The organism is Kitasatospora sp. NPDC059327 (assembly GCF_042752535.1).
Taxonomy (GTDB): domain Bacteria; phylum Actinomycetota; class Actinomycetes; order Streptomycetales; family Streptomycetaceae; genus Kitasatospora.
In genome coordinates this window covers 27420-49292 of record NZ_JBHYYB010000067.1, presented here as the reverse complement: position 1 = coordinate 49292, position 21873 = coordinate 27420, and the positions used below count along the sequence as shown (strand labels likewise).

Sequence of the window (21873 nt, the reverse complement as noted above, 5' to 3'; positions counted from 1 at the left end):
GTGCCACGACGGCTCCATCTGGCGCTTCTTGAGGGGCTCTGGGGTGGAGTGGGTTGGGAGGCGCCGCACGACACCCCGCCCAACCCCCCGCCGGGGGGGGGCCCCCCCCCGCCGTGTTCACACACCCTGGTGGGGGTAGCCCGGGCCGGACCGCACGGGGGTCGGTGGGCGGTCCGGCCCGGGCTTCCGGCGGTCAGGAGTCGCGTCGAACAGCCTCGAAGCGACGACGCCGGAGCACCATGCCGGCCCAGCCGACGCTGATCGCGGCGGCGCCGGCCAGCAGCAGCGGACCGGTGGCCGAGCCGCCGACGGCGGCGCTGGCGGTCGGCACCACCGCGCCCGCCGGCTCGTCGGGGTTGCCGCCGTGCCCGTGGTGGGCGACGGTCGACTTGGACTGGCCCGCGGTGATCTGCTGCTCGCTCGGCGCGACCGGAGCCTGCGCGGAGAGCGCCGAGACGCTCTGGCCAGCGGCGGCCGCGGGCTGGCCGAAGTCGACGTCGGAGCAGCTGTAGAACGCCTCGGGGCTGTCACTGCGCTGCCAGACCATGTAGAGCAGCTGGCGGCCGGTGCGCTGCGGCAGCGTGCCGGTGTAGTTGTAGTAGCCGTCGGTGGCGGTGCGGGTGACCGGCACCTGGGCGACCGGGGTCGACTCCAGGTCGGACCACTTCAGCGGCTTGGTGGGGTCGTAGCCGGCCTTGGTGATGTAGACGGTCTGGGTGCCGACGTGCGCGGCGGTGACGCGGAACTTGAAGGTGAACGCGCCGGCGCTGACCGGGGTGGCCGGCCAGTCGGTGCGCGGCATGTCCAGCGCCTTGTACTTGTCGCGGTTGGCCGAGCAGAGCTTGCCGTCCGGGATCAGCGCCTGGTGGTTGCCGTTCGCGTTGGCGATGTTGACCTCGTTCCAGTCGTACAGCGGCTGGGTGCCGCTCATCGCCACGAGGTCCTTGCAGACCTGGGACTTGGGGGTCTCCGGGCCCTCGGCGTAGCAGGCCGCGATCCTGCTGACCGGGTTGGTCATGGCGCCGTGGGCACTGGCGGTGCCGGCGGCGGTGGTCGAGACCGCGAGGACCGCGGCGCCTATGACGCCGAGGGACAGGGCACTTCGCTTGATGGACATGGGGTGGGGACTCCTTGACCGTGTTCCGGACCGAGAGTGTGGGGGGGGATGGGCACGTCTGCCCGGGGGCCCGCCGGCCCGGCGCGCGGGGCCCGGGCAGAGCGTATGATTGGACTAGACCAACTGGCAATAGCCCGTTCTGGCGTACTTTTTGACGGACTGTAGTCGTACGCGCAGCACAAAGGCCCGAGGGGACGCGGATGTTAGGCGTCCCCTCGGGCCTCTTTAAGGTCCGGGAAAGGTCAACTCGGCGGCGGCACCGCCGTCGGGTGGTAACTGACCCCGTTCACCGTGCCGGCCTGGATCACCATGCCGTGCACCGTCCCGCCGCTGATCGTGTTGTGCACGCTTCCCGGCGCCGGCAGCTTCGGCCGGAACTCCTCCAGGACGGCCTGGAGTTCGCGGGCCACCTCGGGGTTCTCCAGCAGCGCCTCGCGCAGCCGCCCGCGCCAGGTGCCGGTCAGGTCGTTGACGGCCTCGGTGTCGCCGGCCTCCCGCGCACGGGTGACGGCCGCCCGCGAGCGCTCCAGCGCCGCCGCCTCCGCCTCGTCGGTCTCCCCCCGTCCGAACAGCGCGGCGAAGCGCGAACGGGCCTGTGTCCAGGCCTCGGTGGCCATCAGTCCGACGAGCGTGGTGGCACCCGACGCCACCAGCTCCTGCACGATCTCGGTCTCCACGGCGCCCCCTGCGGTCGTGTCCGGTGCTCTCGGGACCACCGTAGAGGACGGGGAGCGCCGGGGCGGGGAACTCGGCGAGGTCAGAGGAAGGTCTTCCGCTCGCCCCGGTAGGTCGGGACGGTGCGCACCACCGTGTCGCCCTCGATCAGGTGCAGCTCGGCGAACCGCTCGCACAGCTCGCCCGCCTTGGCGTGCCGGAACCAGACCCGGTCGCCGATCAGCAGGTCGTCCGCGGCCGCGCCGAGCAGGGGGGTCTGCACCTCGCCGGCGCCCTCCATCGGGTCGTAGCGCAGCCCCGGCGGCAGGTAGGGCACCGGCGAGCGGTCCGGTCCGGCGGCGCCGGAGGCGGGGTAGCCGCCGCCGAGCACCGTCACCACGCCGAGGCCGGGCCGGCGGACCACCGGCTGGCCGAACAGCGCCGCCGGGCGGCCGCTGAAGGCGCGGTAGTGGTCGAACAGCCGCGGTACGTACAGTCCCGAGCCCGCCGCCACCTCGGTGACGGCCCGCTCCGCCGCGGTCGACTCGACGCTGCCGGTGCCGCCGCCGTTGACGAACTCCAGCTCGGCCACCCGGCGCAGCCGCCGGACCGTCGCCGCGCGTCGCTCGGCCAGCTCGGCCCGCGCCTTCGCCTGCATCAGCCGGATCATCCGGGAGCGCACCGGCCGCCCGGGCGGGCTGTCGCCCACCCCGGCGATGTGCCCCTCGTAGGCCATCAGGCCGACCACCGTGAACCCCCGGCGGCGCTGCACCAGCTCGGCGAAGGAGCCGAGGTCCTCGGGCGTGCGCATCGGCGAGCGCCGGGCGCCGACCCGCACCCGCCCGCCGAGCAGGTGCAGCGAGGTGTCCAGTTCGAGGCAGACCCGCACCTCGGCGGGGCCGGTCCGGGCCGCGTCGATCAGGTCCAGCTGGGCCGGGTCGTCCACCAGCACGGTGACGGCGGCGGCCAGCGCCGGATCGCCGGTCAGCGCGGCGAAGCCGGCCCGGTCGGCGGAGGGGTAGGCGAGCAGGATGTCGCGGACGCCGGCGCGCGCGAGCCAGAGCGACTCGTCCAGGGTGAAGCTCATCACCCCGGCGAAGCCGTCGGTGGCCAGCGCCCGCTCCAGCAGCGCGCGGCAGCGCACCGACTTGCTGGCCACCCGGATCGGCTTGCCGCCCGCCCGGCGGACCAGGTCGGCGGCGTTGGCGTCGAAGGCGGCCAGGTCGACGACGGCCACCGGGCCGTCCAGATGGGCGGTGGCCCGGTCGTACCGGGCGCGGTCGGCCGCCGGCGAGGACACGGCGGTACGGGCAGCAGCTTCGAGCGTGGCCATGGGCGCAGAGTGCCACACCGGACTACCGGTGGGTAGGCCCGGGACGGGTGATCCGCCCCCGTGGCGTCGGATCCGCCTGGCTCCGGCGGGGGGTGTGAGGTGGCATAGGGTCGGCCGGGTGGACCGCAAGAACATCCCGAACCCAGGATTCGCCGCCGACGACGGCACCGCCGACCCGGTACTCGCCGAGGCGCTCGCCCGCTGGTCGCGGGAGCGCGCGGCCGAGCCGGAGGTGCTCGCGGCGCTGACGCCGACCCGGCTGATGGTCCCGATCGTCGCCGTCCTCGGCGAGGTGGAACTGGACGAGCACGGGCACAAGCACGAGAAGACCAGTGACATGGCCGTCCCGGTGATCGAGGCCGCGGACGGCCGTCGCGCCCTGCCGGCCTTCACCTCGATGGAATCGCTGACCCGCTGGCGGGCCGATGCCCGCCCGGCGCCGGTCGCCGCCCCCCAGGCGGCGATGGTGGCCTACTCCGAACGGGCGGACACCCTGCTGATCGACCCGGCCGGCCCGGTGCCGTACCAGCTCTCCGGGGCGAGGCTGCGCGCGCTGGCGGAGAACCGGCCGTACCTGCCGCCGGTGCGCGACCCCGAGGTGCGCGAGGCCGTCCGGGCACTGCTGGCGGCCGATCCGCAGGTGGTGAGCGGTCTGCTGGGGCCCTACCAGGAGGGTGACGGGCTGCTCGCGGTGGTGCTGGACCCGGCGCTGGACCAGGAGGCCGTGCAGGCGGCCGCGCAGCGGGTCGGGCAGGCCGTCGCGGCGGACCCGGTGCTGCGGGTCCGGCTGGACCGGGGGCTCGGTCTGGCCGTCCTGCCGGCCGGCGCCGAACTGCCCGGCGAGCCCCTGTACCGCCGCTAGCGGCGGGGGAGCGCTCCGCCACTTCGGCCGGAACCGGCGGTGCCCCTTCGCCCGCCGGGCGAGGGGGCACCGCCGGTTCGGTCCGTGCTCAGGCGTAGACCGGGCCGGTGAACTTCTCGCCCGGGCCGGTGCCCGGCGCGTCCGGGACGATCGACGCCTCGCGGAAGGCCAGCTGGAGCGACTTCAGGCCGTCCCGCAGCGGGGCGGCGTGGAAGTTGCTGATCTCGGGGGCGCCGGCGGTGACCAGCCCGGCCAGCGCGGTGATCAGCTTGCGTGCCTCGTCGAGGTCCTTGTCGGCCTCGCCGCCCTCGGCCAGGCCGCACTTGACGGCGGCGGCGCTCATCAGGTGCACCGCGACGGTGGTGATCACCTCGACGGCGGGGACCTCGGCGATGTCCCGGGTGAGGTCGTCGAAACCGATCGCCTCGTCGTCCGCGGCGGGGTTCTGGGTGGGCTCGCTGCTCAAGGGGGGCTCGTTCCGTCGTGCCGGTGTCCGTACCCGAGGAGCGTACAAGGGGGCGGCCGGGGGGCCGGGTCGCGGTCGGCGAGGGGCGGAATACCGAGCGAGGCCGAAACGCTGTATGCTTCGAGACTGACCGGCCAGGAGCCCCTGAGGGGCGCCCGGCCAGCAAGTGGAGGCTCCACCCAGGAGGCCCGAGAGGGCAACCGCGAAAGTCTCCCACCCGATCGGCCTCGCGGTCGACGGGTCCCGGTCCGCGGCCGGCACCCAGGTGCCGAGTCGCCCGCGGCACCCCTCACCGGGTGCGGCCCCCGGTTGTGTGGAGCCCCGCTTGTACCGAGCGGGGCTTTTTTCGTGTCGCGGTGCATGCAGTGCCAACCAGCAAGGTAGGCAGCGCAGCACGAATGAAGCCCCGCCCAGTGGTCGAGTCCACTACGTGCGACCGCCGTCCGACGGCCGCATCGCAGAAGGTGCAACCGAGGAGGCCCCATCAGCACCGAGCCCCGCATCAACGACCGGATTCGCGTCCCCGAGGTGCGACTCGTCGGTCCCAGCGGCGAGCAGGTCGGCATCGTGCCGCTTGCCAAGGCGCTGGAGCTCGCGCAGGAGTACGACCTCGACCTCGTCGAGGTCGCGGCGACCGCCCGGCCGCCGGTGTGCAAGCTCATGGACTACGGCAAGTTCAAGTACGAGTCGGCCATGAAGGCCCGTGAGGCGCGCAAGAACCAGGCGCACACGGTCATCAAGGAGATGAAGCTCCGGCCGAAGATCGACCCGCACGACTATGACACCAAGAAGGGTCACGTCGTCCGGTTCCTCAAGCAGGGCGACAAGGTCAAGATCACGATCATGTTCCGCGGTCGTGAGCAGTCCCGCCCCGAGCTGGGCTTCCGACTGCTGCAGCGGCTGGCCAACGACGTCCAGGACCTGGGCTTCGTCGAGTCCTCGGCCAAGCAGGACGGCCGAAACATGATCATGGTTCTCGGCCCGCACAAGAAGAAGACCGAGGCGATGGCCGAGGCCCGCGCGCTGGCGGACGCCCGCAAGGCCGAGCGTCAGGGCCGGACCCCCGGCTCCGACGCCGCCGACGTCGACATCGACGAGGACGCCGCGCTTGAGGCCGAGAACGCCGCGGCCGAGGCGGAGGCCGACGAGGCCGACGTCGAGGACGCCGCCGAGGTCGAGCAGCCGGCCGAGGCCTCCCAGGACGCCTGAGCCTTCACCGGCCAGGGCGGTTCGGGAGACCGGCCACCAAGGTGACCGGGCGTCCGCCCGGTCATCGCAGATCCATCCCCCACGCCCGCGCGGCGCACACCGCGCGGGCGTGGACGGACCGACGAGGAGATACGGCGAAATGCCGAAGCAGAAGACGCACAGTGGCGCCAGCAAGCGCTTCAAGATCAGTGGCTCCGGCAAGGTGCTGCGCGAGCGCGCCGGCCGCCGCCACTACCTGGAGCACAAGCCCTCCACGCTGACCCGCAAGCTGGCCGGCACCGTCGTGGTGGCCCCCGCCGACGCCAAGAAGATCAAGAAGCTTCTCGGCAAGTGATCGCCCTCCCGCCCGGCGCGAGCCGCCGGCGGGGCAGCTGATCCTTCCCGACCCATTCGAATGACGGACCGCGTGAAGTAGTCCGTGGTCCAACCCAAGGAGTAATCAAGTGGCACGCGTCAAGCGGGCAGTCAACGCCCACAAGAAGCGCCGGGTCATCCTGGAGCGCGCCAGCGGCTACCGGGGCCAGCGCTCGCGCCTGTACCGCAAGGCCAAGGAGCAGGTCACCCACTCGCTGGTCTACAACTTCAACGACCGCAAGAAGCGCAAGGGCGACTTCCGTCAGCTGTGGATCCAGCGCATCAACGCTGCGGCCCGTGCCAACGGCATCACCTACAACCGCTTCGTGCAGGGCCTGAAGGCCGCCAGCGTCGAGATCGACCGCAAGATGCTGGCCGACCTCGCCGTCAACGACCCGGGCGCGTTCGCCTCGCTCGTCGAGGTCGCGCAGAAGGCGCTGCCGGCCGACGTCAACGCCCCGAAGGCCGCCGCCGACGCCGCCTGATCCTCCTCCGGATCGGCCTGATCCTCCTGGATCGGTTTGTCGCACTGACCGGACCCGCAGGCTCTTCCTGCGGGTCCGGTTTTGCGTTCCCCCCGCCACAGTCCCTGCACGCCACCGGCGCCCCGACTCAGAGACGAGACCATGTCGAGCACCGACACCCCCCTGCTCACCTCCCTGCGCTCGCCCCGCGTCGTCGCCGCCCGCCGGCTCGCCAAGCGGAACCAGCGCACCAAGGAGCGCCGCTTCCTCGTCGAGGGCCCGCAGGCCGTCCGTGAGGCGGTCGCGTTCGGGAAGCTGCCGGGCTCGGCCGACCACGCCGTGGTCGAGGTCTACACCACCCCGGAGGCCGCCGAGCGGCACGCCGGGATCGTCGCCGCCGCCCGCGCCGAGGGGCTGCCGGTACTCACCGCCACCGACGAGGTCGTCGCCGAGATCTGCGACACCGTGACCCCGCAGGGCATCGTGGCGCTCTGCCGCTTCATCGACACCCCGTTCGCCGAGGTGCTGGCGGCCCGCCCGAAGCTGGTCGCGGTCCTCGCCCATGTGCGCGACCCCGGCAACGCGGGCACCGTGCTGCGGACCGCGGACGCGGCCGGAGCGGACGCCGTGGTGCTCACCGACGCCTCGGTGGACCTCTACAACCCGAAGGCCGTCCGCGCCTCCGTCGGCAGCCTGTTCCACCTCCCGGTCGCCGTCGGGGTACCGGTCGAGGAGGCGGTCGGCCGGCTGCGCGAGGCCGGCGTGCGGGTGCTGGCCGCCGACGGCGCGGGGGAGCGCGACCTCGACCAGGAGCTGGACGAGGGCACCCTGGGCGCGCCCGGCGCATGGGTGTTCGGCAACGAGGCCTGGGGGCTCCCGGAGGAGACCCGCGCACTCACCGACGAGGTGGTGCGCGTCCCGATCCACGGACACGCCGAGAGTCTCAACCTCGCGACCGCCGCCGCCGTCTGCCTCTACGCCTCCGCCCGGGCGCAGCGCTCGCCCGGCGGCTGCCGCGCGCAGGCGTAGACCGCCCCGGGTGCTCCCGGAAGTCGCCATCGCGACGTCGTGGGCCCTACTGCGGGGGGCCGCGAGACGCTAGGGTCTGCCTCGGTGGGGGGAAAGACACGGTGGGTAATCGGGGAGGACACCCATGGTCGGCAGCGGGCCAGAGCTCGACCCGGACGACCTGCCGGACGGCCTGGTGGTCGCCGACGCCCTGGGCCGGGTGGTCTGCTTCAACCGCGCCGCCGCCCGGCTGACCGGCATCCGCCGGGAGCGCGCGCTCGGCAGCCCGCTGGAGCACGCCCTCCCGCTGGAGGACCTGGACGGCCGCCGCTGGTGGCAGCTGACCGACCCGTACGGCGGCCTGGCGATCCGGACCAGCCAGCCCGAACGCAACCTGCTGCTGCCCGGCGGCCGCGAGGTGCTGGTCTCCGCCCGGTACGTGCGGACCCGCCCGCAGGCCCCGCTGGAGCGGCTGGTGATCGCGCTGCGCGGCACCGAGGCCCGGCGTCGCACCGAGCGCAGCCACGCCGAGCTGATCGCCACCGTCGCGCACGAGCTGCGCTCGCCGCTCACCAGCGTCAAGGGCTTCACCGCGACCCTGCTGGCCAAGTGGGAGCGGTTCACCGACGGGCAGAAGCGGCTGATGCTGGAGACCGTCGACGCGGACGCGGACCGGGTCACCCGGCTGATCGCCGAGCTGCTGGACATCTCCCGGATCGACGCCGGCCGGCTGGAGCTGCGCAAGCAGGTGGTCGACCTGGCGGCCGCCGTGCGCCGGCACGTGGACCGCAAGGTCGCCACCGGCATCCCCGAGGACCGCTTCGACATCCGGATCAGCGAGCCGCTCACCGTGCTCTGGGCCGACCCGGACAAGGTCGACCAGGTGCTGGCCAACCTGCTGGAAAACGCGGTGCGCCACGGCGAGGGAACTGTCACGATCGAGGTGGCACCGGCCAAGGAGGTCGTCGAGGCACCCGTCTGGGAGCGCTCCGGCACCCCGCCCCGCACAGTGGAAGGCACCGCGGTCACCGTGAGCGATGAAGGCACCGGCATCCCCGAGGATTCCATGCCGCGCGTCTTCACCCGCTTCTGGCGCGGTTCCAAGCGCGGCGGCACGGGCCTGGGCCTCTACATCGTCAAGGGCATCGTGGAGGCCCACGGCGGCTCGATCCGCGTCGACCGCGCGCCCGGCGGCGGCGCCCGGTTCCGATTTATCCTGCCCGCCGGCGTGCCCGACTTCATGCTCTGACCGAGCCCGGACGACACACCCGCCGGGCTCCCGCGGGTGGCCCGCCACCCCCGGAGCACGGTGCGGATCGGGAGGCCGGACGGGCTTCACGGCAGCCGCGCCACGCGCTGCGACTACACTCGACCTTTGGCGTTGTGGGACGCCCTGCGCGGCCGTGCCGCGGACACCCCCTCCCGAGTACCGCGGCGGGGGCTGCCCGTGCCCCGGCCACGCCGGGCGTCACGCGAAGGCACGAGCCCTTACCTGAGCACGGACGAGCAGGAGCACGGGAAGATAGAGATGTCGGCACCCAACAAGTCGTACGACCCGGTCGAGGTCGAGGCCCTCAAGCCCGAGGTGGTGGAGCAGGCCCGGGACGAGGCCGTCCAGGCCTTCGCCGCCGCCACCACCCTCGACGAGCTGAAGCAGGCCAAGGTCGCCCACACCGGCGACCGCTCCGCGCTCTCCCTCGCCAACCGCGAGATCGGCGCTCTGCCCCCGCACGCCAAGGCCGCCGCCGGCAAGCTGATCGGCCAGGCCCGCGGCGCCGTCAACCAGGCGCTCGCCCGGCGCCAGGCCGAGCTGGAGGCGGAGCGCGACGCCCGTGTCCTGGTCGAGGAGGCGGTGGACGTCACGCTGCCCTACGACCGGGCCCCGCGCGGCGCCCGCCACCCGCTGACCACGCTGGCCGAGCGCATCGAGGACACCTTCGTCGCGATGGGCTACCAGGTCGCCGAGGGCCCCGAGGTCGAGGCCGAGTGGCTGAACTTCGACGCCCTCAACCTGGGCCCGGACCACCCGGCCCGGTCGATGCAGGACACCTTCTTCGTCCAGGCCCCGGACGGCTCCGCCGACTCCGGCGTGGTGCTGCGCACCCAGACCTCCCCGGTCCAGGCCCGCACCATGCTCGACCGCGAGCCCCCCATCTACGTGGTCTGCCCCGGCCGGGTCTACCGGACGGACGAGCTCGACGCCACCCACACCCCGGTGTTCCGCCAGGTCGAGGGTCTGGCCGTGGACGAGGGCATCACCTTCGCCGACCTCAAGGGCACCATCGAGCTGCTGGTCTCGAAGCTGATCGGGGACGGGCTGGAGCTGCGCTGGCGGCCCTCCTACTTCCCGTTCACCGAGCCGAGCGCCGAGATCGACCTGCAGTGCTTCGTCTGCCGCGGCGAGAGCGTCGGCAACCCGGACAAGCCCTGCCGCACCTGCTCCTCCGAGGGCTGGATCGAGCTCGGCGGCTGCGGCGTGGTCAACCCGCGGGTGCTGGTCGCCTGCGGCATCGACCCGAGCCGCTACAGTGGGTTCGCCTTCGGCCTGGGCCTGGAGCGAATCCTGATGAACCGTCACAACGTCGCCGACATGCGCGACATGGTCGAGGGTGACGTGCGTTTCACCCTCCCGTTCGGGATGGAGATCTGATGCGCGTCCCGCTTTCCTGGCTGCGCGAGTACGTCGACCTGCCGGCCGGCGAGACCGGCCGTGACGTGGCGGAGCGACTCGTCCGGGCCGGCCTGGAGGTCGAGACGGTCGAGCAGATCGGCGCCGACCTCAAGGGTCCGCTGGTGGTCGGCCAGGTGCTCTCCATCGAGGAGCTCACCGGCTTCAAGAAGCCGATCCGGCACTGCTACGTCAACGTCGGCGACGCCAACGGCACCGGCGCGCCGCAGGAGATCGTCTGCGGCGCGACCAACTTCGCCGTCGGCGACAAGGTCGTCGTCGTCCTCCCGGGCGCCGTGCTGCCCGGCCCGTTCCCGATCGCGGCCCGCCAGACCTACGGCCACACCTCGGCCGGCATGATCTGCTCCGCCCGCGAGCTGGGCATGGGCGACGACCACGACGGCATCATCGTCCTCCCGCCGGAGTACGAGCCCGGCACCGACGCGATCGAGCTGCTCCAGCTCGTCGACGAGGTGCTGGACATCGCCGTCACCCCGGACCGCGGCTACTGCCTCTCGATGCGCGGGGTGGCCCGCGAGGCCGCCGCCGCGTACGGGCTGCCGCTGGCCGACCCGGCGCTGCTCGACGTGCCGCCGGCCAACTCCTACGGCTACCTGGTGAAGGTCGCCGACCCGGCCGGCTGCGACCGCTTCGTCGCCCGCACCGTGATCGGTCTCGACCCGACCGCCAAGTCGCCGATCTGGCTCCAGCGCCGACTGCAGAAGACCGGCATCCGGCCGATCTCGCTGGCCGTGGACATCACCAACTACGTGATGCTGGAGGTCGGCCAGCCGCTGCACGCCTACGACAAGCAGCGCGTGGACGGGCCGATCCTGGTCCGCCGGGCCGAGCCGGGAGAGCGCCTGACCACCCTCGACGGCGTCGAGCGCGAGCTCTCCGCCGAGGACCTGCTGATCTGCGACAACAGCGGCCCGATCGGCCTGGCCGGTGTCATGGGCGGCGCCTCCACCGAGATCCTCGACCCGGCCGCGGGCCCAGGCACCACCGAGGTGATCATCGAGGCTGCGCACTTCGACCCGGTCGTCATCGCGCGCGGTGCCAAGCGGCACAAGCTGCCCTCCGAGGCGTCCAAGCGCTTCGAGCGCGGCGTCGACCCGGAGGCCGCCCGCGCCGCCGCGCAGCGCGCCGTCGACCTGCTGGTCCTGATCGCCGGCGGGACCGCCGAGGCCGGGGTCACCGACATCGCGGCCCCGCACCCGGTGCGCACCATCACCATCGCCGCGGACCTGCCCGACCGCGTTGCCGGCACCGTCTACGGCCGCGAGAGCGTCACCCGGCGCCTGCAGGAGATCGGCTGCTCCGTCGCGGGCGCCGACGTCCTGGAGGTCACCCCGCCGACCTGGCGCCCCGACCTCACCGACCCGTACGACCTCGCGGAGGAGGTCATCCGCCTGGAGGGGTACGACAACGTGCCCGCCCGGATGCCCACCGTGCCGCCGGGCAAGGGCCTGACCGAGGCCCAGCGCACCCACCGCCGGGTCGGCGTCGCGCTGGCCGCCGCCGGCTACGTCGAGGTCAACAACTACCCGTTCGTCGGCGAGGCCGCCTTCGACGGGCTCGGCCTGGAGAAGGACGACCGGCGCCGCCGCACGGTGAAGCTGGTCAACCCGCTCAACGACGAGGAGCCGGCGCTGCGCACCACGCTGCTGCCGGGCCTGCTCGGGGCGCTGCGCCGCAACATCGGCCGCGGCAACACCGACCTGGCGGTCTTCGAGACGGGTACCGTCTTCCTGCCCAAGGACGAGCGGACCGTGGCGCCGCGCCCGGCCGTCGACCGCCGTCCGAGCGACCAGGAGCTGGCCGCGCTCGACGCGGCCCTCCCGGACCAGCCGCGCCGGGTCGCCGTCGCCCTCGCGGGCGAGCGGCTGCCGTCCGGCTGGTGGGGCAAGGGCGCGCCGGCCTCCTGGGCCGACGCGATCGAGGCCGCCCGCGCGGTGGCCGGCGCGGCCGGGGTCGACCTGGCCGTCCGCCAGGGCCGGCTGGCCCCGTGGCACCCGGGCCGCTGCGCCGAGCTGGTGGTCGCCGGGACCGACCGGGTGGTCGGTCACGCCGGCGAGCTGCACCCGCGGGTCGTCAAGGCGCTCGGCCTGCCCGAGCGCACCGGCGCGATGGAGGTCGACCTCGACCTGCTGACCGCCGACGGTGCGGTGCGGGTCGAGGGCCCGGCCGTCTCGGCGTTCCCGGTCGCGACCCAGGACGTGGCGCTGATCGTGGACGGGGCCGTCCCGGCCGCCGAGGTGGAGGCCGCGCTGCGGGCCGGCGCCGGCGAACTGCTGGAGGCCATCCGGCTGTTCGACGTCTTCACCGGCGAGCAGGTCGGCGAGGGCAAGAAGTCGCTGGCCTACGCGCTGCGCTTCCGTGCGGCCGACCGCACGCTGACCGCCGACGAGGCCACCGCGGCCCGTGAGGCGGCCGTGGCCGAGGCCGTCGCCCGTACCGGCGCGGTGCTGCGCGGCGCCTGACGCCCGCCCCCGAAGGGCCCCGTCGCCGGTCTCCGGCGGCGGGGCCCTTCGTCGTGCGGGGGCGGGGGCGGGGGCGGGGGCGGGGGCGGGGGCGGGGGAGGCCATCTGACTCGGGCCGCTGACCTGGGTCTTTGAAGACTTTCCGTCAAAGCCCTTGCGGGCCCGGGCGGGTGGGCGCTATTTCTTGGTTAGGAAAGTTTCCTAACTCCCCGCCCATGGCACCCCACGCCACCCCCCACGGAACACGGAGCGTCAGATGCACCGTCCTCAGCACCGCACCGTCCGGATAGCCCTCGCCGCCCTGCTGGTGGCCGCGCCCGCCACGGTCGCGGCCGCCGGGGCCGCCCACGCGGCGCCGACCGCCGCCGTCGTCCAGCTCAAGGCCGTCGGCCTGGACGACCCGCACAAGAAGGACATCGCGATGCAGCTGGTGTCCAGTGCCGAGAACTCCTCGCTGGACTGGAAGGCGCAGTACAAGTACATCGAGGACATCGGTGACGGCCGCGGCTACACCGCCGGCATCATCGGCTTCTGCTCCGGCACCGGCGACATGCTCGACCTGGTCGAGCACTACACCGACCTCAAGCCCGGCAACGTGCTGGCCAAGTACCTGCCGGCGCTGCGCAAGGTGAACGGCACCGAGTCGCACACCGGCCTGGGCAGCGCCTTCGAGAAGGACTGGGCCACCGCCGCCAAGGACGGCGTCTTCCAGCAGGCGCAGAACGACGAGCGGGACCGGGTCTACTTCAACCCCGCCGTCAGCCAGGCCAAGGCCGACGGCCTGCGCGCGCTCGGCCAGTTCGCCTACTACGACGCCATCGTGATGCACGGCGGCGGCTTCGACCCGGCGGGCTTCGGCACCATCCGCAAGAACGCCCTGAAGAAGGCCAAGTCCCCCGCCCAGGGCGGCGACGAGGCCACCTACCTGAAGGCCTTCCTGGACGCCCGCAAGGCCGCCATGAAGCTGGAGGAGGCGCACTCGGACACCAGCCGCGTCGACACCGAGCAGCTGGTCTTCCTCAACGCCAAGAACTTCGACCTCAACCCCCCGCTCAAGTGGAAGGTCTACGGCGACAGCTACGCCATCAACAGCTGAGCCGCACCGGTCGCGGAGGCCGTTCGCCCGGCCTCTGCGGCCGCCCGAATATCGGGTGACACCCGGCCGCGCCCGCTGATACGTTCGGCGACGTGGCAAAGCTGAACCAGATCATCGCCGTCGAAAAGGGCGTCAAGTCCAAGTCCTTCCAGGAGCTGACGCAGTCCCACCAGGAGGTGCAGAAGCCCGCGTTGCTGGCCGGCATCTCCCGGACGTACCAGCCCAAGGACGAGGAGGGGGAGCAGCTTCCCCCGGAGTCCACCCGCGTCCAGGTGAAGGCCGAGGACGTCCTGCGGACCACCGCCGCGACGCTGTCCCGGCTCTTCGACGTCACCGCGACCAAGGACTGGGCGAACACCGAGGCCCGCGCCGACGTCGTGGTCGACGGCCGGACGCTCGTCGCCGACGTACCGGTCACCTACCTGCTCTTCCTGGAGAAGCAGCTCACCGACCTGCGCACCTTCGTCCGCAAGCTGCCGGTCCTGGACGCCTCCGAGGCCTGGCACCACGACGCCTCCACGGACTCCTGGAAGACCGAGGCGGTGCGTACCATCCGCACCAAGAAGGTACCGCGCAACCACGTCAAGGCCGAGGCGACCGAGAAGCACCCGGCGCAGGTCGAGGTGTACTACGAGGACATCGCCGTCGGCTACTGGACGACCGTCAAGTTCTCCGGGGCCCTCGCGGCCCGGCGGGTGAACGAGCTGGTGGAGCGGGTCGAGAAGCTCCAGCAGGCCGTCCAGTTCGCCCGCGAGGAGGCCAACGGCTCCGAGGTCACCGACCGCAGGGTCGGCGACGCGGTTTTCGGCTACCTCTTCGGGTAGCCTCCTGATCGCCCCCGTATGAGAGCGGGGGTGGCGCGAAGAGCGCAAGCTGATACTGAAGTTGAAGCTGACATCAGGGGAGAACGTGGAGGTTCGAGTCCTCCCCCCGGCACTTCGGGCCGGGGTGGCCCAACACGGCAGAGGCGCCCCTTAAGACTCAGACTCTCGCTCCAGGCTCAGTATTCGCCGCCGAGCGCCGGATCGACCGGGTGTGTGCTGTAAGCGTCGGATGCGGGTTCGACTCCCGTCTGCGCCTCTTTCGTGGCGCGGTAGCTTCAATGGCAAAGCGCGATGCTGTGAGAATGACCCACACCCTTAAACGTGCCGGCGCGAGCAATTGGGTGGCACCTCAGGGGCCCGGGTAGCTGGATACCGCTCCCGGGCCCCGTCACCGTTCCCCGCCGGGTTCAGGCGCTCGCGGTGTAGTCGTAGAACCCGCGGCCGGACTTGCGGCCCAGCAGACCCGCGTCGACCATCCGGGAGAGCAGCGGGGGAGCGGCGAACAGCGGCTCCTTGTACTCGTCGTACATCGACTCGGCGATCGAGACGATGGTGTCCAGACCGATCAGGTCGCACAGCCGCAGCGGGCCCATCGGGTGGGCGCAGCCGGCCTCCATGCCCTTGTCGATGTCGGAGGCGGTCGCCACGCCCGACTCGAACATCCGCACCGCCGACAGCAGGTACGGCACCAGCAGCGCGTTCACCACGAAGCCGGCCCGGTCACGGGCGCGGATCGGCTCCTTGGCGAGCACCTGGGAGGCGAAGGCCTCGACCCGCTCGGTGGTGGCCGCCGAGGTGGTCAGCGTCGGGATCACCTCGACCAGCTTCTGCACCGGTGCCGGGTTGAAGAAGTGCAGGCCGATGACCTGCTCCGGGCGGGAGGTGGCGGCGGCCAGCTTCACGATCGGGATCGACGAGGTGTTGGAGGCCAGGATCGCGTCCCGGCGCTCGACGACCTGGTCCAGCGTCTGGAAGATCTGGACCTTGATGTCCTCACGCTCGGCGACCGCCTCGACCACCAGGTCGCGGTCGGCGAAGTCGGCCAGGTCGGTGGTGAAGGACAGCCGGGCCAGTGCCTCGTCACGGTCCTCGGGGCTGAGCTTGCCCCGCTTGACCGCCGTCTCCAGGGAGTTGGTCAGCCGGGTGCGGCCGAACTCCAGCGCCTCTCCGCCGGCCTCCGACACCAGGACGTCCAGCCCCGCCCGGGCGAACACCTCCGCGATGCCCGACCCCATCAGACCGCAGCCGATCACTCCGACGCGCGCGATGTCACTCACTCAGTTGCCCTTCGGTGGTGCTGGGATCCCCCAGCGACAGGTGTCCCAGGAAGCTGCTGTTCAGCGGGTGGGTGCACCGGTATGTGCGCACCGGTGCACCGCCCCGACGACGTTACTACTCCGTACTGGCCAGTAGGTCATCCCCTCCCCGGCTGAGTCCGCCCGCCGGGCCGCTGCTCCGAACAGGTGAGCCCCGGTCGGCGGGCCCGTGCGCCCGGGCGCCCGCACCCGCGCCGCCGGACAGAATGCGGGTCGGTCGGGGGCCACGCGAAGGGAGCAGGGGATGCCGACGGGATCGCTCACAGGACAGGTCGCCCTGGTCACCGGAGCCGGCCGGGGCATCGGCCGGGAGATCGCCGTCGGCCTCGCCGCCGAGGGCATGGCCGTCGGCCTGGTCGGCCGCACCCACGAGACGCTCACCGAGGCCCTCAAGGAGTGCGCCCGTCACGGCGCCCGCGGCGTCGCCGTCACCGCCGACGTCACCCGGCCCGGCTCGGTCCGCGAGGCCGTCCGCGTCGTCGAGCGCGACCTCGGCCCGATCGACCTGCTGGTCAACAACGCCGGCCAGGTAGACCGCACCGAGGTCCCGCTCTGGGAGACCGACGCCAACCACTGGTGGCAGGTGATCGAGACCAACCTGCGCGGGCCCTACAACCTGCTGCGCTGCGTCCTGCCGGGCATGGTCGAGCGCCGGGCCGGCCGGGTGGTCAACCTGAACACCGGCTTCGCCCTGCGCCCCGACGGCCGCTACACCGCGTACGCCACCTCCAAGAGCGCGCTGCTGCGGCTCTCCGACAACCTGGCCGACCCGCTCGCCGAGCACGGCGTGGTGATCCTCGACATCAGCCCGGGCGCGGTCGCCACCGACATGACCGCCGGTATGCCGATGTTCCGGTCCATGAAGACCTGGGGCTCGATCCCGTACATGGTCGCGGTGACGGTGGACGCCGCCCGGGGCCGCTTCGACGCGCTGCACGGCCGGTTCATCCACGCCGGCCGGGACAACCTGGAGGAGCTGGTCCGGCGGGCCGAGGAGATCCGCGCCACCGACGCCCGCACGCTTCGGCTGCGCCCGTACGGGCCCGACGACCCGTTGGGCTGACCCCGCTCGCGGTGCCGGGCGGCCCCGGGCGGTTTCCTGCCGTCGTCACAGGGCCGCGAGCGCGGCCCGCTCCTCGGCGGTGAGCGACCCGGGGCGGCGCCCGGTCCGGGCGAAGGTGCCGGCGAGCCGCTGCAGGGCCTCGTTGAGCGGTGTCGGCACCCCGTGCAGCCGGCCGAGCAGCACGATCTCGCCGTTCAGATGGTCCGTCTCGATCGAACCGGTGCCGCGGGCCAGGCTCTGCCAGGACGAGCCCCCGCTGCGCTCCGCCCCCGCGACCGGGGCCTGCCGCATCACCTCCCCGGCCGGCCGGACCAGCTCGCCCGGGTCGTGGTGGGGGATGGCGGCGGCGGCCAGCACCGCCTCGCCCTCCGCGGTCACCCGCCGCTGGAGCCCGGCGAGCGGGTCGCGGTCGACCCGGCCGGCCACCGCGTCCAGCGCGTTGCCGAGGTTGCTGAGCAGCTTGGCGTACTTCCAGCGCATCACGTCGGCGTCGACGGTCGCTTCGAACGCGGACCCGGCCAGGTCGGCGGCGACCGCCGCGGCCCGCTCGCCGCCGTCACCGGCGGGGAGGCCGCCCAGCCGCAGCACGCCGCTGACCGGCGTTCCCCCGGCGGTGACCCGGCCCGGCTCCAGGTGGTCGGACGGCAGCCAGACGCACATCGCCAGCACCTCGCGGAAGAGCCGCAGCGCCAGGCGCTCGTTCTCCACCCCGTTCTGCGCGCAGACCAGCGGCAGCCGCTCACCGGCCGTGCCGCCGCCGGCCACCGGGCGCGGAGCCCAGGCGGCCAGCGCGGCGGCGGTGTCCTGGGTCTTGACGGCGAGCAGCAGGACGTCGTCCGGCCGCAGGTCGACGCCCTCGGGCCCGTCCGTGACCGGGATCCGCAGGGTCCGGGAGCCCTCGGGGGTGCCGAACCGCAGGCCCCGCTCCCGCAGGGCCGTCAGATGCGCGCCCCGCGCGACCAGCAGGACGTCGTGACCGCCCTCGTGCAGCCGGGCACCGATCGTGCCGCCCACCGCACCCGCCCCGATGATGATGTAGCGCATGCGCGACAGCATGGCACGGGCGCCCCGGCGGGACCGGTGGCGGGCGGTGGGCGGGCGGGCCCGCGGCGAGGGGTCTCAGGCGCAGAGCCGGCTGGCCGTGACCGGGGTGAGCCCCGCCTTGGCGAGTCCGTCCAGGATGGCCGGCAGCGCGTCCACCGTGCACTGGTGGCCCATGTGCAGCGCGACCACCGAGCCGCCCTTGACCGAGCCGAGCACCCGGCGCTGGAGTTCGGCCGCGCTCGGGTCGCTGTAGTCGCGCGGGTCCACGTCGAAGGAGAGCACGTGCTCGTAGCCGACCGCCCGGGCCTGCTCGCGCACCATCGGCGTGGCGTACTGGGCGGCGGACGGCCGGAACCAGCGGCCGATCGAACCGGTGAGCCGTTGCAGCCGCTCCGCGCACTGGGCGATCTCGGCGCGCGCCTGGTCGGGGCTCATCGCGGAGATGTTCTGGTGGTTCTGGGTGTGGTTGCCCAGCTCGTGGCCGCCGTCCAGGATGCGGCGGGCCATCTGCGGCTGCTGGTCCAGCCAGCTGCCGACGGCCATCACCGTGAGCTTGGCGCCGCGCTGCTCGGCGATCTCCAGCAGGGCGGTGGCCAGCTTCGGGTCCCCGCTGCCGTGGAAGGTCAGGGCGACGTTCTTGCCGGTACGCGGTCCGTACGCCACCTCGACCGGGGTGCCCGGGGCCAGCGGGGTGAGCACGGGCGGGGCCGGGGGCGCGGTGGTGGTGGCCGCGGCGGGCGAGGCGGCCGTCTGCGGGCCGGCCGGGGCGGGGGAGGCGGGGCCCTCGCCGGGCGCCCAGGCGGGGTCGACCGCCGCCGGGTCGCCACCGCCCGGGTCCACGGTGCCGGGGTGCACGGCGAGCGCCCCCGGGTCGGCCCGGCGGGGGGCGGCCCCGGCACAGGCTCCGAGCAGCCCGCCGACGGCGGTCAGCGCGGCCAGCCTGGCGGTGGCGCGCAGGACGGTGCGGCGGTCGGCGGTCATCCGGTCGGCAGTCATCGGCAGCCAGCATAGAGACGGTGAAACCGCTGGGCGATTCGGGGCGGCGGCGCCGCCAGTGGAACACCCCGTTCACGGACCGGCTCCGGAGGGTCGCGGAATCCTGAACTCCCGCTGTTTTGACGGTGTGTCGTCGGATACGATCACCGCGCACCGTGTGGGTGGGGTCCGGCGGGTCGGTCCGCCCACGACCGGTGCCCCGCCGAGGGGCTCCGGCGGCGTGACGGGCAGGCAGTTCGGCAGTGAGTTTCGAGGGGGCGGAAGCAGCATGCACGAGGACACCACGACGACGGACGTCGGTACGGACTGGGACTGGGTGAAGGCCGAGGACTGGGAGCCGCCGACCGATCTGGACACCGGTATCCCGCACACCGCCCGGATGTACGACTACTACCTGGGCGGCAAGGACAACTTCGAGGCCGACCGCAAGGCCGCCGAGGCCGCCATCGCCGCCTACCCGGCACTGCCGCTGCTGGCCCGCACCAACCGCGAATTCCTCGGCCGCGCCGTCGAGTTCGTGGCCGGCCGGGGCATCCGGCAGTTCGTCGACATCGGCACCGGCATCCCCGCCGTCGGCTCCACCAGCGAGGTGGCCCGCCGGGTCGCCCCGGACGCGCGCGTGGTGTACGTCGACAACGACCCGATCGTGGCCACCCATGCCCGCGCCCTGCTGGCGAGCCACAAGACCGGTCACACCTCCGTCATCGAGGCCGACCTCCGCGATCCGGCGACCATCCTCGACCACCCCGGCCTGCGCGCCGCCGTGGACCTCGGCCGGCCGGTGGCCCTGATGCTGGTGGCGGTCCTGCACTTCATCCGGGACGAGGACGGCGCCCAGGAGATCGTCCGCACCCTGCGCGACGTGCTCGCTCCCGGCAGCGCCCTGATCCTCTCGCACGGCAGCCCCGACTTCGCCTCCCGGGAGAGCGCGGCGGAGGGCACCCGGATCTACCGGAGCGCGAGCGCGCCGTTGGTGCTGCGGCCGCGGGCCGCCGTCGAACCGTTCTTCGGCGACTTCGGGTTCGCGGGGCCCGGCCTCGTCCAGCTCCCGCTCTGGCGTTCCGAGGCCGGTCACGTCCCGACCGGTGAACTGCCCGAGGGCTGGCAGGACGTCTCCGCCTACGCGGGTGTCGCGTTCAAGTCCTGAACCGTCGGCCCTCGCACCGTCGGCCCTCGCACCGTCGGTCCGGACCCAAGGCCCGGACCGACCGCCCGAAGCGTCCGTCCGGACCGCCGTGCGGCCCCGTCGGCCCCGGTACCCGCTCCGGGTACCGGGGCCGACTCGCGTCCGCCCCCGACCCGGCCCCCGTTCCGGGGCGACATCGGCCGCACCGGGGGAGCGTTCGGTGGAAAATGCCGCGACGTCCCGGCGCCCGCGGTGTTACTTTTCGGATCATGAACCCCCTGAGCGAGGCCGAGATCCGCGGCTCCTTCGTCAACTGTTCCAAGGGCGAGGCCCGTCGGCTCAACCTGCCCCGGGGCCTGGCCGAACTCCCTTGGGAGCACCTCGACTTCCTCGGCTGGCGGGACCAGGGCGCCCCCGACCGCGCCTATCTGGTCGCCGAGCACGGCGGTGCGCTGGTCGGCGTCACGCTCCGGGTGCCGACGGTGCGCCGCAGCCTGACCAAGACCAATGTGTGCTCGCTCTGCCTCTCCGCCCACGCGGGCTCGGGCGTGGCGCTGCTGGCCGCCCGCCGGGCCGGGGTCTCCGGCCGTGAGGGCAACACCGTCGGCACCTACATCTGCGCCGACCTGTCCTGCTCGCTCTATCTGCGCGGGCTCAAGAAGTCCGCGCTGGTCAGCCGGCCCGAGGAGTCGCTGTCCCAGGACGAGCTGGTCGCCCGCACGGTGGCGAACCTGGACGCCTTCCTGGCCAAGGTCCTCACCGACGCCCCGGCCTGACAGCCTCGGTCCGGCCCGACGGACCCCGAGAAACGCCGGGGACGCTCCCTGGCCACCGGCCCCGAACCGTCCGGCCCCTCGGCGCCGGACCGGCCCCGTCGCTACCCGTGGCGCAGCTGGTCCAACTCCCGCCGGTCCCGCTTGGTGGGCCGGCCGGCACCCCGGTCGCGCTCACCGGCCGCCGCCAGCAGCTCACGCGGCGGCCTCGGCGGGCTGGAGTCCACCAGGCACTCGGCCGCGACACCCGCGCCGACCCGCTTGCGGACCAGCCGCTTCACCGTGACGACCCGCTCGTAGCCGTCCTGGCGCACGCGCACCTCGTCCCCGGACTTCAGCGCCTGCGCGGGCTTGACCCGCTCCCCGTTCACCCGCACGTGCCCGGCCCGGCACGCCGCCGCGGCCAGCGCCCGCGTCTTGGTGAGCCGCACCGACCAGATCCAGCTGTCCACCCGGACGCTTCCCTCGTCTTCGACCATCCTCCGAGCCTACCCAGGGCCGGGCCGCCGTCGTGCCGGGGGACGGGCGAGGAGGCGCGGGTCGGGCTCCGGGGGCCGGGTGCGCCCACCGCTACCCGGCCGGCGACTCCTGGACCGCCCAGCCGTTGCCGTCCGGGTCGTTGAAGAAGACGAACGAGTTCCACGCCCCGCCGCGGCCGTCCACCCGGGCGCCGGCCTCGAAGTGCTGGACCGGGCTCACCTGGACGCCCCGCGCCACCAGCTCGCCGTGCGCCTTGGCGATGTCCGGCACCACGAGCTGCAGGCCCTTCATCGACCCCGGCGGCGCGTCCGTGACCCCGGTACCGAGCACGATCGAGCAGCGCGAGCCCGGCGGCGTCAGCTGCACCACCCGGACCCCGTCACGGATCCGGGTGTCGTGGTCGACGGTGAAACCGACCTGTTCCTCGTAGAAGACCTTGGCCCGGCCCACGTCCGTCACCGGGACCACCACCACTTCGAGCTTCCAGTCCATCGCCCAACCCCCTTCCGGTCAGGGCCTTCCGGTCGGGCCCCTCCA

The 21873-nt window shown here is 73.3% G+C and carries 22 protein-coding genes; 13 read left to right on the top strand and 9 right to left on the bottom strand.

The genetic code is table 11. The features are described 5' to 3' along the window. Nucleotides 1–193: 193 nt before the first annotated feature. The 3 genes from ACFXHB_RS31455 to ACFXHB_RS31445 all read right to left on the bottom strand — a co-directional run bounded on the left by ACFXHB_RS31455 (nucleotide 194) and on the right by ACFXHB_RS31445 (nucleotide 3071). A complete protein-coding gene (locus tag ACFXHB_RS31455; protein ID WP_380578079.1) occupies nucleotides 194–1117 on the bottom strand; it encodes a lytic polysaccharide monooxygenase in 924 nt (307 codons plus the stop codon). 242 nt (nucleotides 1118–1359) lie between these two features. Beyond that, nucleotides 1360–1794: a hypothetical protein gene (locus tag ACFXHB_RS31450; protein ID WP_380578078.1), complete on the bottom strand. Its 435-nt coding sequence runs from the start codon at nucleotides 1792–1794 to the stop codon at nucleotides 1360–1362. An 80-nt stretch (nucleotides 1795–1874) separates the two neighbouring features. Continuing rightward, nucleotides 1875–3071, bottom strand: coding sequence for an amino acid deaminase/aldolase (locus ACFXHB_RS31445; protein WP_380578082.1), 1197 nt, complete (start codon nucleotides 3069–3071; stop codon nucleotides 1875–1877). A gap of 151 nt (nucleotides 3072–3222) precedes the next feature. On the opposite strand from ACFXHB_RS31445, the gene ACFXHB_RS31440 reads away from it, so the two are divergent. Continuing rightward, complete coding sequence (locus ACFXHB_RS31440) at nucleotides 3223–3966, top strand: SseB family protein (RefSeq protein ID WP_380578077.1); 744 nt, start codon at nucleotides 3223–3225, stop codon at nucleotides 3964–3966. Between the two features lie 88 nt (nucleotides 3967–4054). Here ACFXHB_RS31440 and ACFXHB_RS31435 read toward each other — a convergent pair whose 3' ends face one another. After that, nucleotides 4055–4432 (bottom strand): DUF1844 domain-containing protein, encoded by a 378-nt coding sequence (locus ACFXHB_RS31435; protein ID WP_329486878.1) that lies wholly within the window; start codon nucleotides 4430–4432, stop codon nucleotides 4055–4057. A 483-nt stretch (nucleotides 4433–4915) separates the two neighbouring features. On the opposite strand from ACFXHB_RS31435, the gene infC reads away from it, so the two are divergent. From infC to ACFXHB_RS31390, 9 genes are all read left to right on the top strand, one after another. Then, nucleotides 4916–5641 (top strand): translation initiation factor IF-3, encoded by a 726-nt coding sequence (gene infC / locus ACFXHB_RS31430; protein WP_380578081.1) that lies wholly within the window; start codon nucleotides 4916–4918, stop codon nucleotides 5639–5641. A 139-nt stretch (nucleotides 5642–5780) separates the two neighbouring features. Further along, on the top strand, nucleotides 5781–5975 hold the full coding sequence (rpmI, locus tag ACFXHB_RS31425) for a 50S ribosomal protein L35 (protein ID WP_380578076.1): 195 nt from the start codon (nucleotides 5781–5783) through the stop codon (nucleotides 5973–5975). A gap of 109 nt (nucleotides 5976–6084) precedes the next feature. Further along, nucleotides 6085–6480: a 50S ribosomal protein L20 gene (gene rplT / locus ACFXHB_RS31420; protein WP_030055649.1), complete on the top strand. Its 396-nt coding sequence runs from the start codon at nucleotides 6085–6087 to the stop codon at nucleotides 6478–6480. Between the two features lie 141 nt (nucleotides 6481–6621). Then, complete coding sequence (locus ACFXHB_RS31415) at nucleotides 6622–7488, top strand: TrmH family RNA methyltransferase (RefSeq protein WP_380578075.1); 867 nt, start codon at nucleotides 6622–6624, stop codon at nucleotides 7486–7488. 124 nt (nucleotides 7489–7612) lie between these two features. Next, complete coding sequence (locus ACFXHB_RS31410) at nucleotides 7613–8716, top strand: ATP-binding protein (RefSeq protein ID WP_380578074.1); 1104 nt, start codon at nucleotides 7613–7615, stop codon at nucleotides 8714–8716. Nucleotides 8717–8995: 279 nt separating this feature from the next. Continuing rightward, complete coding sequence (gene pheS / locus ACFXHB_RS31405) at nucleotides 8996–10117, top strand: phenylalanine--tRNA ligase subunit alpha (protein ID WP_380578073.1); 1122 nt, start codon at nucleotides 8996–8998, stop codon at nucleotides 10115–10117. Continuing rightward, the gene (gene pheT, locus ACFXHB_RS31400) at nucleotides 10117–12618 is read left to right on the top strand and encodes a phenylalanine--tRNA ligase subunit beta (protein WP_380578072.1); all 2502 of its coding nucleotides are present in this window, start codon (nucleotides 10117–10119) and stop codon (nucleotides 12616–12618) included. Before pheS ends, pheT begins: the two co-directional genes overlap by 1 nt. Nucleotides 12619–12874: 256 nt before the next feature. Next, nucleotides 12875–13714: a chitosanase gene (locus ACFXHB_RS31395; RefSeq protein WP_380578071.1), complete on the top strand. Its 840-nt coding sequence runs from the start codon at nucleotides 12875–12877 to the stop codon at nucleotides 13712–13714. A gap of 92 nt (nucleotides 13715–13806) precedes the next feature. Beyond that, complete coding sequence (locus tag ACFXHB_RS31390; protein ID WP_380578070.1) at nucleotides 13807–14538, top strand: hypothetical protein; 732 nt, start codon at nucleotides 13807–13809, stop codon at nucleotides 14536–14538. Nucleotides 14539–14945: 407 nt separating this feature from the next. Here the strand turns inward: ACFXHB_RS31390 and ACFXHB_RS31385 are convergent, their stop codons facing one another. Beyond that, complete coding sequence (locus tag ACFXHB_RS31385; protein WP_380578069.1) at nucleotides 14946–15815, bottom strand: 3-hydroxybutyryl-CoA dehydrogenase; 870 nt, start codon at nucleotides 15813–15815, stop codon at nucleotides 14946–14948. A 283-nt stretch (nucleotides 15816–16098) separates the two neighbouring features. Between ACFXHB_RS31385 and ACFXHB_RS31380 the strand changes: the two genes are divergently transcribed. Continuing rightward, a complete protein-coding gene (locus tag ACFXHB_RS31380) occupies nucleotides 16099–16917 on the top strand; it encodes an SDR family NAD(P)-dependent oxidoreductase (RefSeq protein WP_380578068.1) in 819 nt (272 codons plus the stop codon). A gap of 45 nt (nucleotides 16918–16962) precedes the next feature. Here the strand turns inward: ACFXHB_RS31380 and ACFXHB_RS31375 are convergent, their stop codons facing one another. Together ACFXHB_RS31375 and ACFXHB_RS31370 are read right to left on the bottom strand one after the other, a co-directional pair. Further along, nucleotides 16963–17961, bottom strand: coding sequence for a ketopantoate reductase family protein (locus ACFXHB_RS31375; RefSeq protein WP_380578067.1), 999 nt, complete (start codon nucleotides 17959–17961; stop codon nucleotides 16963–16965). A 75-nt stretch (nucleotides 17962–18036) separates the two neighbouring features. Next, nucleotides 18037–18957: a polysaccharide deacetylase family protein gene (locus ACFXHB_RS31370; protein ID WP_380578066.1), complete on the bottom strand. Its 921-nt coding sequence runs from the start codon at nucleotides 18955–18957 to the stop codon at nucleotides 18037–18039. Nucleotides 18958–19225: 268 nt separating this feature from the next. Here ACFXHB_RS31370 and ACFXHB_RS31365 point away from each other — a divergent pair, with 268 nt between their 5' ends. Together ACFXHB_RS31365 and ACFXHB_RS31360 are read left to right on the top strand one after the other, a co-directional pair. Further along, nucleotides 19226–20104, top strand: a complete 879-nt coding sequence (locus ACFXHB_RS31365) for an SAM-dependent methyltransferase (protein WP_380578065.1) — start codon at nucleotides 19226–19228, stop codon at nucleotides 20102–20104. 248 nt (nucleotides 20105–20352) lie between these two features. Further along, complete coding sequence (locus tag ACFXHB_RS31360; protein WP_380578064.1) at nucleotides 20353–20859, top strand: FBP domain-containing protein; 507 nt, start codon at nucleotides 20353–20355, stop codon at nucleotides 20857–20859. Nucleotides 20860–20960: 101 nt separating this feature from the next. Here ACFXHB_RS31360 and ACFXHB_RS31355 read toward each other — a convergent pair whose 3' ends face one another. Next, entirely contained in the window at nucleotides 20961–21335 is a 375-nt protein-coding gene (locus ACFXHB_RS31355; RefSeq protein WP_380578063.1) for an RNA-binding S4 domain-containing protein, read from the bottom strand. Nucleotides 21336–21426: 91 nt separating this feature from the next. Continuing rightward, a complete protein-coding gene (locus tag ACFXHB_RS31350; protein ID WP_380578062.1) occupies nucleotides 21427–21828 on the bottom strand; it encodes a VOC family protein in 402 nt (133 codons plus the stop codon). Nucleotides 21829–21873: the final 45 nt, after the last annotated feature.